Annotated in this window: 11 protein-coding genes; 7 read left to right on the plus strand and 4 right to left on the minus strand. The window is 72.2% G+C overall.

Translation table 11 applies throughout. The annotated features are described in order from the left end of the window. Window positions 1–47: 47 nt before the first annotated feature. Entirely contained in the window at window positions 48–296 is a 249-nt protein-coding gene (locus ABEA93_RS38490) for a hypothetical protein (RefSeq protein ID WP_345680629.1), read from the plus strand. A 67-nt stretch (window positions 297–363) separates the two neighbouring features. Here the strand turns inward: ABEA93_RS38490 and ABEA93_RS38495 are convergent, their stop codons facing one another. Next, window positions 364–1,062, minus strand: a complete 699-nt coding sequence (locus ABEA93_RS38495) for a GntR family transcriptional regulator (protein ID WP_345680630.1) — start codon at window positions 1,060–1,062, stop codon at window positions 364–366. A 223-nt stretch (window positions 1,063–1,285) separates the two neighbouring features. Between ABEA93_RS38495 and ABEA93_RS38500 the strand changes: the two genes are divergently transcribed. Next, window positions 1,286–2,515: an amidohydrolase family protein gene (locus ABEA93_RS38500; RefSeq protein ID WP_345680631.1), complete on the plus strand. Its 1,230-nt coding sequence runs from the start codon at window positions 1,286–1,288 to the stop codon at window positions 2,513–2,515. Window positions 2,516–2,568: 53 nt separating this feature from the next. Further along, window positions 2,569–4,056, plus strand: coding sequence for an APC family permease (locus tag ABEA93_RS38505; protein WP_345680632.1), 1,488 nt, complete (start codon window positions 2,569–2,571; stop codon window positions 4,054–4,056). Between the two features lie 77 nt (window positions 4,057–4,133). Here the strand turns inward: ABEA93_RS38505 and ABEA93_RS38510 are convergent, their stop codons facing one another. After that, window positions 4,134–5,357, minus strand: a complete 1,224-nt coding sequence (locus ABEA93_RS38510) for an amidohydrolase (RefSeq protein ID WP_425585251.1) — start codon at window positions 5,355–5,357, stop codon at window positions 4,134–4,136. 163 nt (window positions 5,358–5,520) lie between these two features. On the opposite strand from ABEA93_RS38510, the gene ABEA93_RS38515 reads away from it, so the two are divergent. Then, window positions 5,521–6,741, plus strand: coding sequence for an acyltransferase family protein (locus tag ABEA93_RS38515; protein WP_345680634.1), 1,221 nt, complete (start codon window positions 5,521–5,523; stop codon window positions 6,739–6,741). 265 nt (window positions 6,742–7,006) lie between these two features. Beyond that, a complete protein-coding gene (locus ABEA93_RS38520) occupies window positions 7,007–8,143 on the plus strand; it encodes an acyltransferase family protein (protein ID WP_345680635.1) in 1,137 nt (378 codons plus the stop codon). Here ABEA93_RS38520 and ABEA93_RS38525 read toward each other — a convergent pair. Further along, window positions 8,079–9,329, minus strand: a complete 1,251-nt coding sequence (locus ABEA93_RS38525; RefSeq protein WP_345680636.1) for a hypothetical protein — start codon at window positions 9,327–9,329, stop codon at window positions 8,079–8,081. The genes ABEA93_RS38520 and ABEA93_RS38525 overlap by 65 nt on opposite strands. Before the next feature lie 100 nt (window positions 9,330–9,429). Beyond that, window positions 9,430–11,493 (minus strand): PIG-L family deacetylase, encoded by a 2,064-nt coding sequence (locus ABEA93_RS38530; protein ID WP_345680637.1) that lies wholly within the window; start codon window positions 11,491–11,493, stop codon window positions 9,430–9,432. A gap of 481 nt (window positions 11,494–11,974) precedes the next feature. Here ABEA93_RS38530 and ABEA93_RS38535 point away from each other — a divergent pair, with 481 nt between their 5' ends. Then, window positions 11,975–12,967 (plus strand): hypothetical protein, encoded by a 993-nt coding sequence (locus ABEA93_RS38535; protein WP_345680638.1) that lies wholly within the window; start codon window positions 11,975–11,977, stop codon window positions 12,965–12,967. Next, window positions 12,964–15,105 (plus strand): Stealth CR1 domain-containing protein (locus ABEA93_RS38540; protein WP_345680639.1); only part of this gene is annotated, 2,142 nt, incomplete at its 3' end. The genes ABEA93_RS38535 and ABEA93_RS38540, both read left to right, overlap by 4 nt.

Genomic DNA, 15,105 nt, shown 5'->3' on the forward strand with positions numbered 1-15,105 from the left:
GGTGCGCAGGGTGGCTTCCCAGCGGGAGAGGATCCGGTCGCGGTGCGGTGTTCGGGCTGTGGCCGCGCGCGATGGCCGCGGTCTGGGTGCTCGTCGCGCTGTGCGTGCTGCTCGGCATGGTCGGCGACGCCCTGAAGTTGCCGCAGCCGGTGATGGACCTGTCGCCGTTCACCCACTTGCCGAAACTGCCGGGCGGAGACGTGGAGTTGCTGCCGTACGCCCTGCTCGCCGCGGTCGCGGGGCTGCTCGGCGCGGCGGCGCTCGCCGGAACCCGGCGCCGCGACCTCGGAGGCTGACGGCACCGCGTCGGGACACCCGGGCAAGCCGGCCACGGCGGACCGCCCGGGAGCGGCGGAGGATCGGCTACCGGTTCTCGGCCGCCGTGTCGGGGGCGAGCATGCCGAGCGCGTTCTCGTGGGTGCCGACGACGTGGCGGCGGGCGAGTTCGGCGGCTTGTTCGGCATCGCGGGAGGCGATCGCGGCGTAGAGGCGCTCGTGCTCGCCGCACATCGCGGCGCCGTCTTCCGGGGTCGACGTCAGCCGGAACAGCCGGCGGAGCCGCCCGTCGAGCGGTGTCATCAGGTCCTTGAGCAGCGGGTTGCCGGACATGTCGACGATCTGCTGGTGGAAGTCCGCGTTGAGGGCGACGGCCTCGCGCAGCCGCCCGGCCTCCGCCGCGCGGCGCGAGCGCTCGACGATGCGTTCGAGGGCGCGGAGTTCGGCGTCGCTCGCGTGGGTGGCGGCCAGTCCCGCGGCGAGCGCTTCGAGCGACTCGCGGACGGCGAAGAAGTGCCGCGCGTCCTCCGGCCCGAAGTCCGCGACGACCGCGCCCTTGCGGGGCTGTATCGCGACGAAGCCCTCGGTCTCCAGGCGCTGCATGGCCTCGCGGACCGGGATCCGGGAGACGCCCAGCTCTTCGGCGATCTCGCGCTCGACGAGCCGGTGGCCGGCCGGGTACTGCCCTTCGATGATGCGTTCGCGCAGCTCGACGTACGCCTGGTCGCGCAGGGACCGGTGCGCGTCGCCCATGTTCGGGCGGTCGGCGGTGGTGCGCGGGCTCATGGGCGTACTCCAGACGTGGGCGCGGTGCGGCCGGGCGGGCTCCGGCCTCCCGATCATTCCAGATGATTTCCGCAACAGACCGTTGCTTGGTATTCGGTATACCAGTTACGGTAGCCGCCGCCCGCCTCGGACACCTCCCGGAGCGCGCCCGCCCGAACCGACAACGACCGCACGCCGGCCCGCCGCAGCCGCCATGCGGCCCGCAATCGCCCCGAGGAGAGCCATGCCGACGCCGTACGAACCGTCCGTGTTGCGCAACGCGACACTGCCCGACGGCACCCGCGCCGACGTACGCCTCGCCGACGGCGTGATCACGGCGATCCGGGCCGCCGCCGAGCCCACCGACCCCACGGGACCCGCCCAGCCCGCCGAGCCGCCCGCCGACGCGGTCGACCTGGCCGGCGCGCTGCTCATGCCGGCGTTCGTCGACGGCCACGCGCACCTGGACAAGACGTTCCTCGGCTCCCCGTGGCAGCCGCACCTGCCCGTCGCCGACCTGCGTACCCAGATCGCCGCGGAGCGGGAGCTGCGCCGCCGGATCCCGGTCCCGGTCGAGGAACGGGCCATGACGCTGGCCCGCCGCATGTCCGCGCTCGGCACCGGGCACGTGCGCTCGCACGTCGACATCGACCCGGACGTCGGCCTCGACGGCCTGCACGCGCTCCTCGCCGTGCGCGAGGCCTGCCGCGACTTCCTCGGCATCCAGCTCGTCGCCTTCCCGCAGAGCGGCGTGGTGACCGCGCCGGGCGTCGCCGACCTGCTGGACGCCGCGCTGCGCGAGGGCGCCGAGCTGATCGGCGGCCTCGACCCGGCCGGGTTCGACGGCGACGCCGCCGGACAACTCGACGTCGTCTTCGGCCTCGCCGAGCGGCACGGCGCGGGCATCGACATCCACCTGCACGACGGCGGCACCACCGGCACCGGGCAGCTGCGCGAGATCGCCCGGCGCACCGCCGCGCTCGGCCTCGGAGGCCGCGTCGCGGTCAGCCACGCGTACGCGCTCGGCCAGGTCGACGACGCCGAAGTGGCGCGCACCGCCGAGACCCTGGCCGCGGCCGGGGTCGCGATCATGACGAACGGCCCGGCCGGGACCATGCCGCCCGTGCTGCGGTTGCGCGACCTGGGCGTGCGGGTCTTCGCCGGCTCGGACAACATCCGCGACGCGTGGTGGCCCTACGGCACCGGCGACATGCTCGAACGCGCCACGATCATCGGCCTGCAGGGCGACCTCATGACCGACGACGACCTGCGCTACGCAGCCTCCCTCGCCACCGACAACGCCGCCGCCGTCCTCGGCCTCACCGGCTACGGCCTGGCCGAAGGCGCCCGCGCCGACCTCGTCGTGGTCGACGCCGCGTCCGTCCCGGAAGCCGTCGCCGGACACCCGCCGCGCCTGCTCGTCCTGCACGGCGGCCGCGTCGTCGCGGACCACCGCCCGCCGCACCGCGGCTGACATACCCCCACTTCCCACGCGCACTGCCGCTCCGCCCCCCGGAGGTCCCTGCCATGACCACCCACGCTCCGCCTTCCGCACCGCCCGAGAAGGCGGCGTCCGGTGCCCCCGAGTCCGCCGGCCGCAAGCTGGCGAGCGGCCAGATAGGCACCGCCGACCTGGTCTTCTTCGTCGTCGCGGCGGCCGCGCCGCTCACCGTGCTGGCCGGTGTCGCGCCGTTCGCGATCGGCGTCGGCGGTGCCGGGACGCCCCTGGGCTACCTGGTGTCCGGAGTGCTCCTCGCGCTGTTCGCCGCCGGGTTCACCGCGATGAGCATGTACGTCCGCAACGCGGGCGCGTTCTACGCCTACGTGGCACGCGGCCTCGGCCGGACGCTGGGCGTGGCCACGGCCTACGTCGCCGTCGTCGCGTACAACCTGATCACCCCCGGTGTCGCCGCCGCCTTCGGCTACTTCGGCGCGAACTACCTGAACGAGCGTGCGGGCACCGACATCCCGTGGTGGGTGCTCGCGGGCGTGTGCATCGCCGCCACCGGCGTGCTCGGCTGGCTGCGCGTCACGCTGAGCGCCAAGGTCCTCGGGGTCGCGCTGGTCCTCGAAGTGCTGTCGCTGGTGCTCATGGAATTCGGCATCTTCAAGGACCGCGGCGGCGCGGCCTTCGACCTGGGCTCGTTCGACCCGGGCACGCTCACGCACGGCGGCATCGCGAGCATGTTCGTGCTGGTCATCGGCGCCTTCACCGGCTTCGAGGCGACCGCGATCTACGCGGAGGAGGCCAAGGAGCCCCGCCGCACGGTGCCGCGCGCGACCTTCGTCGCCATCGGCTTCCTGGCCGTGTTCTACGCCCTGGGCGTGTGGATGATCATGGGCGCCTACGGCACCGACCAGGCCGTCGCGCTCGCGCAGGCCGCCGACGGGCCCGACCTGACGTTCAACGCGGCCGGCGCACACGTCGGCACGTGGCTCGCGGACAGCATGGAAGTCCTCATCATCGTCAGCGCGTTCGCCTCGACGCTCGCGTTCCACAACGCGGGCGCGCGGTACATGTACGCGCTCGGCCGCGAAGGCCTGCTGCCGCGCTCCCTCGGCCGGGTGTCCGGCAAGCACGGCTCGCCAGGTGCCGCGGTCCTCGCGCAGAGCGGCTTCAACGTGCTGCTCATCGCGGTGGGCGTGCTGCTCGCGGCGGACCCGTACGCCGAGGTGTTCCTCTGGAGCAACAGCGTCGGCGTCCTGGGCGTCATGGTCATGCAGGCGCTCGCCGCGCTCGCGGTGTGGGCGTTCTTCCGCCGCGACCGGCGCGGGATGTCCGCGTTCCGCGTGGTGTGGGCGCCGCTGATCTCGTGCCTCGGGCTCGTGGTGCTGAGCGTGCTCGCGGTGCTGCACTTCGACCTGCTCACCGGCAAGACCGGCACGGTCAACACCGTGCTGCTCGTGCCGCTGCCGGTCGTGGCGGTGGCCGGCGTGCTCGTGGCCCTGCGGATCCGGCGGCGCGACCCGGCCCGCTACGCGCGGCTCACCGAAGTGGACGTGGAACGCGACTGAACCGGGGAGCACGGCAGCACGGGCCGGTCCCGCGGCGGAATCCCGCGGACCGGCCCGTTGCCGTCGACCCGCGGAAGCTACCCGAGCTTCCCGTGACGCGCGACGACCCGGCCGCCGCGGACGACCACCTGGCGCTCGGGCAGATCCACCACCACCTGCGGCACGCACTCGCCCTCGACCAGCATGAAGTCCGCGGGGGAGCCGGGCGTGAAGTCGACGCGCGGCAGCCCGACCAGCGCCGCGCCGCCGTCCGCGGCCGGCGCCAGGCACGCTTCCAGCTCCTCGTCGAGCCGCGCGTCGACGGCCCAGCCGAGCAGATGCGCCCGGTGCAGCATGTCGGCGTTGCCGAACGGGCTCCACGAGTCCCGCACGCCGTCCGAACCCAGGCCCACGAGCACGCCCCGCGCCGCGAGTTCGCGGAACGGCAGCACCGTCGACTCGCCCAGCGCCGCGGTGGTCAGCGACACCCCGGCGTCCGCCAACGTGCCCGCGGCTTCGTCGAGTTCGCGTTCGCCGAGGGCGGCCAGGCAGAAGGCGTGGCTGACCGTCACCCGGCCGGACAATCCGAGCGCGCGGGTGCGGGCGCAGATGTCGTACAGCGGGGCCAGGCCGGTCTCGCCGGTGTCGTGGATGTGGATGTCCACGCCGGTGCCGTAGCGCTCGGCGATCCCGAAGACGGTGTCGAGCTGCCCCTGCTGGTCCCCGTCGAAGCCCGCCGGGTCGAGACCGCCGACGGCGTCCGCCAGGCCTGCGCGCACCGCTTCCTCCAGCAGCGCGGCGGTGCCGGGGGTGCGCTGGAGGCCGTGCTGCGGGAAGGCGACGATCTGCACGTCGAGCACGCCGAGCAGGGCCTCGCGGGCGGCGGCGACACCGTCGAGCGCGTCGAGGCCGTAGGCCGGGGCGACGTCCACATGCGCCCGCACCGCGCGGGTGCCTTGCGCAGCCGCGTGGGACAGCAGCCGCAGAGCGCGCTCGCCGACCGGCGTCTCCTGCGCGCGGTACAGGTCGACGTCGCCTTGCACGTACTCGGCGAGGCCGGAGGCCGGGCGGCGGCTGTACCAGGGCTCGCCCCAGGCCGTCTTGTCCGGATGGATGTGCGCGTCGACCAGCGTCGGCAGCGCGATCATGCCCCGGCCGTCCACCACCTCGGCGACCGCGCCCACCGGCACACTGTCCGCGAAAACCCCGTCGACGACCACCAGTTCGACGGGCGCACCGCCCGCCGGGCGGACGTCGCGGAACACGGTGACGGTACTGGGGTGGGGCATGGCCGGCCTGCTCTCGCTCACGGTCCGGCGCATCGGCCGGGACACTTCTCTCCCCTCTGGTATACCAAATCCTGCGAAGCCGCCCGGCGGTGAGAGCGGGCAAAAGGAGCTTTACATCTCAAATGCCTTTCCCTGCAAGAGTATTGAGGATGACTCAAGGAAATGGTTGGCTGGGGTCGGGCCTAGGGTGCGGGCCATGTCTCACAACCTCATATCCAATACGGCGTCGTCGGACGCAGCCCCCGTGAGAGATCGGGCCGAGCCGCAGAAGGCCCCTCCGGTGCATGGCGACGGCAGCGCGGGTGCGCCGTCCAAGCGCGTCCGCCGTCCCCGGCTTGCGGCTCTGGACGGCTTCCGGTTCGCGGCGGCGATGATGATGGTTCTGTACCACTACGCCGGATATGCGGGCGGCGTCTCGGGAGGTGCCTGGGCGGGCCGGAGAACCACGGATCTGTTCGGCGGGTTCTCCGACGTGGCCGCATATGGCTGGACCGGCGTGGAACTGTTCTTCCTCATCAGCGGGTTCGTCATCTGTATGAGCACGTGGGGGCGCGGACTGGGGGATTTCTTCCGGTCGCGTGTCGTGCGGCTGTACCCCGCGTACTGGGTCGCGGTGCTGGCCACCGCGGCGGTGCTGACGCTCTGGCCCCAAGTGCGGCAGGGGCCTTCGTACAGCGACATGCTCATGAACCTGACGATGCTGCACGAGCCCATGGGAGTGAAGTCCGTGGACGGCGTCTATTGGACCTTGTGGGCGGAACTGCGGTTCTACCTGCTCTTCGGGCTTCTCGTCGTCTGGCGGGGTGTGACGTATCGGCGCACCGTGCTGTTCTGCGTGCTCTGGCTCGCGGCCGTCGCGGTGTCCACGCAGATGGGCGGGGGCATGCTGAGTGTCGCCGTCCAGCCGCGGTACGCGGCGTTCTTCATCGGCGGTGTGGCTTTCTACCTGATCCACCGTTTCGGGCCCGATCCGCTGCTGTGGGGGATCGTCGGAATGTCGTGGCTGTTCGCGCAGCACGCGATCGCCGTCGAGGCGCCGCGGCAGGTCGATGGCAACCACCCGCACCTGTCCGTCTCGGTGTGCATCGCCCTGGTCACCTTCTTCTACCTGATCATGGCGATTCTGGCGCTGGGGTTGCTGGACCGCGTGACGTGGAACGGCCTGACCGTGATGGGGGCGCTGACGTATCCGCTGTACCTGATTCACGAGGACATCGGCTGGACGCTGATCTACGACGGTTCCGGGCACATGAACGCCTGGGCGCTCCTGGCCGCGGTCACCGCCGGCGCGATCGCCGCCGCTTACATCCTGAACCGGTGCGTCGAACGCCCGCTGGTGCCGGTGCTGAGCCAGGGGCTGTCGACGGGATTGTCCCGGATCCGCAACCCTGTCGAACGGGTGCGCGGCGGAAGCTGACGGCGGCCGGCGGGAGCTCGGCCGGGTCCGGTCCGGTCCGGCCCGGTCTCCCGTCGGTATGCTGCCGGTCATCCGAGTTGCGTTTGTCGCCGACGACATCGCCCTGCCGCGCGTCCCCCGCGGGAAGCCAACCGAGAACCTCTTGCCCGCCGGACGCGCCCGCAGCTCGGCAGCCGCAGCGGACACCGCGGAAAGAGGGACCTTGGTGGGTCAGGCCGTGCCGGTTCAGGAACACATACCTGCGGAACGGAAGCAGCGGGTCCGATTGGACTCCCTGACCGGTCTGCGTTGGTTCGCGGCATTGGCGGTGTTCGCGTTCCATGTGTCGGACCGCGCGCCGCTGCCGCACCTCTACGAGGTGAGCCAGTACGGCGACGCCGGCGTGGCCTTCTTCTTCGTCCTGTCGGGCTTCGTCCTGACCTGGTCGTATTCGCCGTCCGTGCCGCTGGCGACGTTCTACTGGCGGCGGTTCGCGCGCGTGTGGCCGCTGCTCCTGGTCACCACGGTGGTCGCGGTGTGGGCGCTGCGCGAGGACGTGTCGGAGGTCTGGCGGAAGTCCCTGATGTCGGTCGGGCTGCTCCAGGCCTGGTTCCCGGCCGGCGACGTCTTCGGGAACCCGGTCGCGTGGACGCTGTCCTGCGAAGCGTTCTTCTACCTGATGCTGCCGTTCGTCGCACCCCTGCTGATCCGCCGCTCCCCACGCGTCCTGCTGGGATGCGCCGTCGCCGTGGTGATGGCGATGTGGGCCTACCGGTACTTCACCTTCGACCTGATCCAGCCGACGGACAGCCACGTGCGTCTGCAGATCCTCCGGTTCCCGGCAGGCCGGTTCCTGGAGTTCCTGCTCGGGATCATCGCCGCGTCCGCGGTGCGGCAAGGCTGGCGGACCCGCATCCGGCCTTGGCACCTGCTGATCGTGCTCGGCGGGCTGCTCTACGGGCTCGACTGGCTGCACAACCAGCCGTGGACCGTCGCGAGCTGGACGATCCAGGCCCTCGCCCCGCTGTTCGCCCTGCTGATCGCGGTCTCGGCGATCGGCGACATCGAAGGGCGGCGGACCTGGATGGCCTCACCCCCGCTGGTGGCGCTGGGGACGTGGTCGTACGCCTTCTACCTCGTGCACATTCTGGTCATGGACGGACTGACCGGCACTGTCGTCTACGACCGCAGCGCGACCTGGGACAACCTCGTGCCCGTCGCGGTCTGGCTCGTCCTGTCGCTGGTGGCCTCGTACGCCGCCTACCGCTTCGTGGAGCACCCCTGCGAGGCCAGGCTCCGGCGGATGTCCCGGTACCGCCCCGTTCCCCCCGCCGGCGGCGGAGGGAACGGGCGCCCGGTCACCGACCGGAAGGAGCAGCCGCTTCCGGAAACTGCGATGCCGCGTAGTTCCGCGGTTTCCTGACCACGAGCGCGATCCCCAGGGCCACGACGATCCAGAAGTGCACGCCGATGCGGTCGGCGTCGCCCATCGCCGGATGCAGGGCGAGCGGCAGCGCCGCCGACGCGGCGACCGCCAGCCACACCGCGCTGAGACGGCGCAGCGCCATCGCCACACCGGCGAGGCCGATCAGTGCGAGCCCGGAACCCATGTTCCACACGGGCAGGGCGTGCATCCAGTCGGACCAGAACGTCCGGTTGCCGCGCAGCAGGCGCTCGTAGACGTCGGGCGGCATGGGCTCTTGGAAATGCCGTCCGTAGAAGTCGTGCAGGCTGTCCTTGAGCCCGGGCAGTCCGAGCACCGCGCTGACTACGAGATGGCCCGCACCGGTCGCGGCGCTGACCGCGGCCAGTGCCAAGGCGCGCCGCCGGGTCGCCCCCGCCACGACCACCGCGGTGATCAGGGCGCCGGCCGTGAGTCCGGCGACCGCGGCCTGACCGGATGAGGAGCGCGCCAACAGGGCCCACAGGAGGCCGAAGGCGGTGAGCGCAACTCCCAGGTACTTGTCGCCGCCGCGTAGCGCTTTGGCGGCACCAACGAGCGCGATGAGGATGCCCAGGACCGCCGTTCCCTCGGACAGCATGCGGGTGCACCAGTAGCCCGTGGGCAGGATGAAGAACACGAATTCGGCGAGCAGTGCGTGGGCCTTCGACATGCCCATCGCACGGGCCGCGGCGTACATGGCGACCCCGCACGCGGCGGCGATCAGCAGGGTGCACAGCGCGAACCCGGGGGGGCCGAACACCTTGAGGAAGGGCGCGGCCAGCAGCGGATACAGCGGGCGGGCAGTGAAGATCGCGTTGTACGGGTCGGGGAACCTCCAGCTTCCGCCGACGTAGTCACGGCAATCCTGCTTGTCGGCGTGCGACATGTCCTGCGACGCCCGGAAGTCGCCGCAGACGAAGTCCATCGCCTTGCCGCTGAGGTCGCCCGACTCGCCGGTGAAGCGCAGCGACTGCTGGTAGTAGTGCATCGTGTCGGGGAACGTCAGCGGTCGCTGGTCGTTCCACATCACCCAGGACATCGTGAGCCCGAGCAGCACGGCGATGATGGCGCCCAGCGCGGGTATTCGGCGCAGTTCGGTCGTCAGATGGCGTACGCGCGTCCCGCCCGGGGGAGCGGCGGCGGCGACGGTTTCGGGGGCGATCATGAGGTGTCCTCGAGGCGTTGGGGCGGTCGGGTGGGGGAGGGCGGCCGGCCGGGGCGTCCGGAGGATGGACGGTGCGGTGCAGCGTGGGCGTTGCCGGGCGTCAGCCGGCGGCGGTCCACGGTGTCATCTCGGCGGATCCGTCGGTACGGAGGGAACGTGAGGTGTACAGACGCCCGTCGACGCCGAGCAGGGCCACGGTGAACCCGCCGTCCGGCGCGAGCGTGACCGACGGACTGTGCAGGAGGGCCGGGCCGCCGGGCGCCCAGGACGCGTCCGCGTTGCCGTTGCCGCGGTGCTGTCCGACGCTCACATTGCCCGCGTCGTTGCGTGTGGCCACTACCGTCCGGTCGTCGCGGTGGACGGCCGCGACCGGGCCGAACCCGCCCGGCCCGCCGAGTGCCGAGGGCTTCGGGTCCCAGTCGCCGCCCGGCTTGCGCTGGGCGTACACCAGTACCTGCGTGGTCTGCGGCTGGCGGACGGCGAGCCGGAGCCGGTCGTCGGATCCGCGCAGCGCCACCGGCGGGCCGGCCGGCGCCGGGACGTCCAGGCGGCCGAAGGTGAAGGGGCCGCCGGGCACGGCCTGCGACCAGCGCGCGATCCCGTCCTTCCGGCTGCCGAAGACCTCGATGCGGCCGTCCGCGTCGGCCACCGCGGCGATCCCGTCCTGGATCGCGCCGCCGCGCAGGTCGGTCCACGGACCCCAGGTGCCGCCCCGGGGGCGGTACCGCGTGCTCAGGCCGGTGCCGGTGTTGCGGACGAAGACCTGTATGCCGCCGTCGGCAAGCGCGACCGCGCTCGGCGTTCCGACGCTCCGCGCGCGGTTCGCGTCCAGCTGGATTCCGTCCGCGGGGTTGCCCAGGTCGGTCCAGTCCGAGAACCGGCCGCCGGGGCCGGTCTGCTCCGCGAAGACCAGGCTGCGGCGTTGGCCGCCCGGCGACGCGGCCTCCAAGTGCATGCGCAGTCCGAAGACCACGAACCGCCCGTCGGGCGTGCAGGCCGCCGCGACCTGCGGCAGCAGCGGGCCGCCACCGAGCGGCACCGGTGCTGCGAAGGCGCCCGCCGGGGCGGCGGACCACACGACCGCTTGGCCGCCGAGGACGGCGAACGCCGCCTGCCGGCCGTCCGGCGCCGTGCGCAGCCACGACGTGTCGCCGGGATACCGGTGGGTGGTGCTCTGCCCCCAGCCGGTTCCGGGTGCGCCGTCGGCGACCTTCAGGTCGCCGCAGCCGTACGGGTCCCCGCAGCTCTTGCCGTCCGTCCAGCCGTAGATGCCGAGCAGACGGACCTTCTCGCGGAACGCGGCCTCGTCCAGGGTGTACGGCCAGCGTTCGTTCACGTACCCGCGGTAGCTTTCCACCGCCGGACCGGCCGCGGCGCCCGCCGCCCGGCTGTTGACCTGCTGGATCGCCGCCCAGGAGAACATCGCGATGGCGCTGTGGTCCTGGTGGTCGGCGTAGTCGCCGAAGTCGGCGTGCTGCCGCGTCGCGTGGTCGGCGTTGTTGTGCTTGAGGTAGTCCGGGTCCGGGTCCATGGTCCGTATCACCGACGGCTGGTAGCGCTCGATCAACGCCGCCAGCACCTCGATGAGGCCGGCGCGGTCGTAGGCGTACGACGTCGTCGACGGGCCGGACTTGTAGGTCATGGTCGGGATGGTTCCGGCCGCTCCCGCCCACAACTCCCGCGGACGCGGGCCCGGGACGCCGGACCGCGTGCCGTCCTGCCACAGGTTCAGGAAGACCAGGCGGACATGCGGCGCGGCCTGGAGTGTCGACAGGTCGGCCACCCGCCCGCCCGGGAGCGGCAGGGCTTCGCGGGACCACGGGCTCTTCCGGTCGCCCACCGCCATTTCCGCGTAGGCGGCCCGCAGCCCGGTTTGGCGGGCCGCGCTGTACTTGGGGAAATCCACCGGAACCGGCGTTTTGTCGCCGTCCCGGACGTTTTTGCCGTCCGTCTCACCGCACGTGACGCAGACGCCGGTGACCTCGTCGCCTTCCAGGATGGCCTGCTGCACGTCCGGGTTGAGGAAGTACAGGTCGTCGTCGGGGTGCGCGACGATGTTGAGCTGCCGGGACGCGACCTTGTCGGGCCGGGCCTTGGGCTTGGGGCGCGGCGCGCCGCCCCCGCCGTCGTCGTCGGCAAGCCACACCGCGGTCGGCACGCCCACGGCGGCCGCGCTACCGGCAACGGCCAGCACGAAACCGCGTCGAGAAATCTTCGGCACTCGTTCGTCCACCCTCCCCGACGTCGACCGCCAGGAGCACGGGATGGCATGGCAGGCGGCGGGCGACTGCCCTCGGATCACTACGGTGCCGACCGGTGCGGCACCGTCGGCAGCGGTCACACTGTACGCGGAACGCGGGCCCTGCCGCCGAACCGCGCCCGCCGGGGCGCCCCGGCGGGAAGCCCGCCGGGACCGCGCCGGTGTCCGCTGCGCGCGGGTATTGCTTACGATGGGGCATCACCAGCGACGCGATCACCTCGGCACGGTCGGGCCCGCCGACCGTGTGCCGGTGATCCGGCACACCCCTCTGCGTGGCGGCAGACAACGGGGACGGGGGCGGTCGGCCCCGCGCGTCCTCCGCGGCGGTCGTCCGCAGTACGACCACCGTGAGGACAGCGTCTTGAGACTCCGGCACACAGTGCGCGTGACCAGCGATGCCGCACGCATCGCGCTCGACGTCCTGCCGGTCCGGACGCAGCAGGTGCTCGACCGCCGGGTCCGGCCGCAGGCCGCCGCCGTGCGCAAAACCGCCGTGACCACGGCGCTGCACCCGTTCGTCGGGGACCGCCGCGGCCGCGTGCTGCACGCGTCGGTGCTCGACGGGCACACCTTCAACATCCAGGTGTCGCTGCCGGTCCCGGCCGACTCGGGTGCGGATGCCGCGCATTTGTTCTTCGTCGGCTCCGGCTCGCACCACCGGGTGCCGCTCGCCGTGCGGCGCGCGGGCCCCCAGGAACTGCTCGTCGAAGGCACCGTGTTGCTCGGGCCGATGCCCGGCGGCACCGATCTGACCCCCGGTCGTTGGCGCCTGCGCGTGCTGCTGACCTCCGGAGGGCGCAAGCTGAACGCGTTCGACCTGGAAGGGCCGCTCGATGCCGCGGAGGCGGGCGGGCCGACCCAGAGCCCCACGGTGAGCGTGCTGAGCGGCCGCAGCCATCGGGTGCGGATCAGCCCGCTGGGCCTGCTGCGAATATCCGTCGCTGAGCCGCGGCCGCACGCGGTCGTGGAGCGCTTCGAACTGCGGCACTCCGGTGCGCATCTGACGTTCCGGGTGGTCGGCGGCGGAGCGCCGCCGGTGTCCGTGGAGTTGTCGCACGACAACACAGTCCGGCACGCCGCCGTTCCGGCGGGCCAAGGCGACCTGTGCACCGTCGAGATCCCGTTCGACGAGTTGCCCCGGGCGGACAGCGAGCAGGTCTGGCACGTCCACGCACGGCTGCGCGACGGTACGCGCATCGTCGTCGGCCGCGAGCTGGAGGTCGCCCGGGTACCGCGCACCGTGTTCCGGATGCGGACCGTCCTGGTCGCGACCCGGTCCGGCGAGCTGGTACGCGTCCGGCCCCACTACAGCGCACGACACCAATTCCGCCTCGGCTGCACCCCCGTCGCCTCTGCCCGTCCCGGAGCCTCTTCGTGAAGATCACCTACCTGCTGACCAGTGCCGACACCATGGGCGGCACCGAGCGTGCGATCCTCAACCAGGCCGCGTCGCTCGCCGCCCGGCACCAGGTCGAGATAGTCAGCGTCTTCCGCATGAAGACGCGCAACTTCTTCGACATCCCCGACGGTGTGACCGTGCGGCATCTCGTCGACGTGGTGAACCCCGCACAGCCGCATCCCGTCGCCGAACGCGACCTGAGTGCCGACGACTTCGCAGCGTTGGCCGCCCTCCCCAGCCGCTACGTCGAGCCGGCCTGGGAAGGCGTCTTCAACCGGCTTTCGGACGGCGAGCTGGAGCGGGAACTCCGCACCACCGACACCGACATCCTCGTCACGCCCACGCCGGCGCTGATGGCCCTGGCCGTCCAGCTGGCGCCGTCGTCGGTGGTCACGGTGCACCAGGAGCACCGCGTCTCGGAGCTGCGCGGCGTCAGCGGCGAGCCGCTGCTGCGCTACACGCCGGCCCTCGACGCGCTGGTGACGCTGACCGAGCCGACGCACGACTGGTTCGCCGAGACGTTCGGCCGCCAGGCCCCGCACTTGGCCGTGATTCCCAACGCGGTCCCGAACGGGTTCCGGCCGAAGTCGTCCCGGGTCAACCCGGTCGTCGCGATGGCCGGCCGGCTGGTGCCCGAGAAGCAGATCCAGCACGCCATCGAGGCGTTCGCGCTGGTCACCGCCGAACACCCAGGCTGGACGCTGCGGATTTACGGCGAGGGTCCCAAGCTGTCCGAACTGCGCCTGCTGGTCGAGGGCCTGGAACTCGGTGACAGCGTGCAGTTCCTCGGGAACGCGCCGCGCATGCACGAGGAATGGGCGCGGGCGTCGATCTGCCTGCTGACGTCCCAGGTGGAGGCGTACCCGCTGGTGCTCACCGAGGCCAAGGCTGCCGGGCTGCCCTGCGTGTCGTACGACTGCCCCAACGGCCCCGGGGAGATCATCCGCGACGGCGTCGACGGGTTCGTCGTCACGCCGGACGACATCGAGGCGCTGGCCGAGGCGCTCGGCCGCCTCGTCGGCGACTCGGACCTGCGCGACCGGTTCGGCGAGGCCGCGCTCGAGTCGGTCGCCGACCTGTCACAGGACCGCGTCGGCGGCATGTGGGAGCGGCTCTTCGAACAACTCCACGCGGCGGCACGCAAGCCGGGCGCCGCCGACGCGAAGGCCGACCGGTTCGCCCGCCACATGGCGGAGACCTCCGGCGGGAACGCGGTCCTCACCGCCACGCCGTCGCAAGCCCGGCGGATGGGCGGGGACTTCAGCCACAAGGCCCACCAGGTCCGCGTCGAAGCCCTGCACTCCAACCTTCGCCGCAGCGGCGGCCAGGTCTGCCTGGTGGCCGACGACCTGACGACCCAGGACGTCATCGACCGGAACCTGGGCCTGGTGCTGGACGCGCTGGAGAAGGGCGAGGTCCCCTACACGTACCTCAAGGACCCGAACCTGCGTCACCACGTCGGTGTGACTGCGGACCGGCGCCAGGACGTCCTGGACGCGCTGTCCGGGCTCTACGCGGACGACGCCGTCTACGTCGCCGCGCTGTCGGAGCGCGGCGGCGTCATGAAGACGGCTATGGCCGGCACCCTGAACGCGTGGCACCTGCTGCGCGCGCCGTCCGGCGTGCGCGTCTTCCAGCCGGTTGTCACGTCCGGCGGTTCGCTGCGCTTCTCCGGCGTCTACGGGACGACCGTGTCCTTCCTGACCGAATCCGCGGACGGCCGCGACCTGGTGAGCCCGGCGGCCACCACCTTCGGCCGACTGCTGCCGAAGGAGACGCTGACGCCGGTCCGCACGTCGGCGGGCGGCCGCGAGGTCACCACTGCGGAACCGTTCACCCGGACGCTGCCCTCGATGGTCGACTTTCCGATCGACGCCGTCTACACCTGGGTGGACGGCAACGACTCGGCGTGGATCGGCCGCCGGAACGCGACGCTCCTTGCCCGCGGCCTGCCGGTCGAGGACTCGGCCAGCGGCACCGCGCGCTACCGCAGTCGTGACGAGTTGCGGTTCTCGCTGCGGTCCCTGGACATGTACGCCCCGTGGATCCGCACCATCTACCTGGTCACCGACCAGCAGACCCCGGACTGGCTCGACACCAGCCACCCCCGCGTCAAA

Origin of the sequence: Yinghuangia aomiensis, from assembly GCF_039542225.1 — a bacterium.
Taxonomy (GTDB): Bacteria; Actinomycetota; Actinomycetes; order Streptomycetales; family Streptomycetaceae; genus Yinghuangia; species Yinghuangia aomiensis.

Bases quoted from the DNA above. Each gene is read 5' to 3' on its own strand.
- ABEA93_RS38500 (WP_345680631.1), top strand. From the start codon at position 1,286: ATGCCGACGCCGTACGAACCGTCCGTGTTGCGCAACGCGACACTGCCC.
- ABEA93_RS38495 (WP_345680630.1), bottom strand. From the start codon at position 1,062: ATGAGCCCGCGCACCACCGCCGACCGCCCGAACATGGGCGACGCGCAC.
- ABEA93_RS38510 (WP_425585251.1), bottom strand. From the start codon at position 5,357: ATGCGCCGGACCGTGAGCGAGAGCAGGCCGGCCATGCCCCACCCCAGT.
- ABEA93_RS38525 (WP_345680636.1), bottom strand. From the start codon at position 9,329: ATGATCGCCCCCGAAACCGTCGCCGCCGCCGCTCCCCCGGGCGGGACG.
- ABEA93_RS38515 (WP_345680634.1), top strand. From the start codon at position 5,521: ATGTCTCACAACCTCATATCCAATACGGCGTCGTCGGACGCAGCCCCC.
- ABEA93_RS38505 (WP_345680632.1), top strand. From the start codon at position 2,569: ATGACCACCCACGCTCCGCCTTCCGCACCGCCCGAGAAGGCGGCGTCC.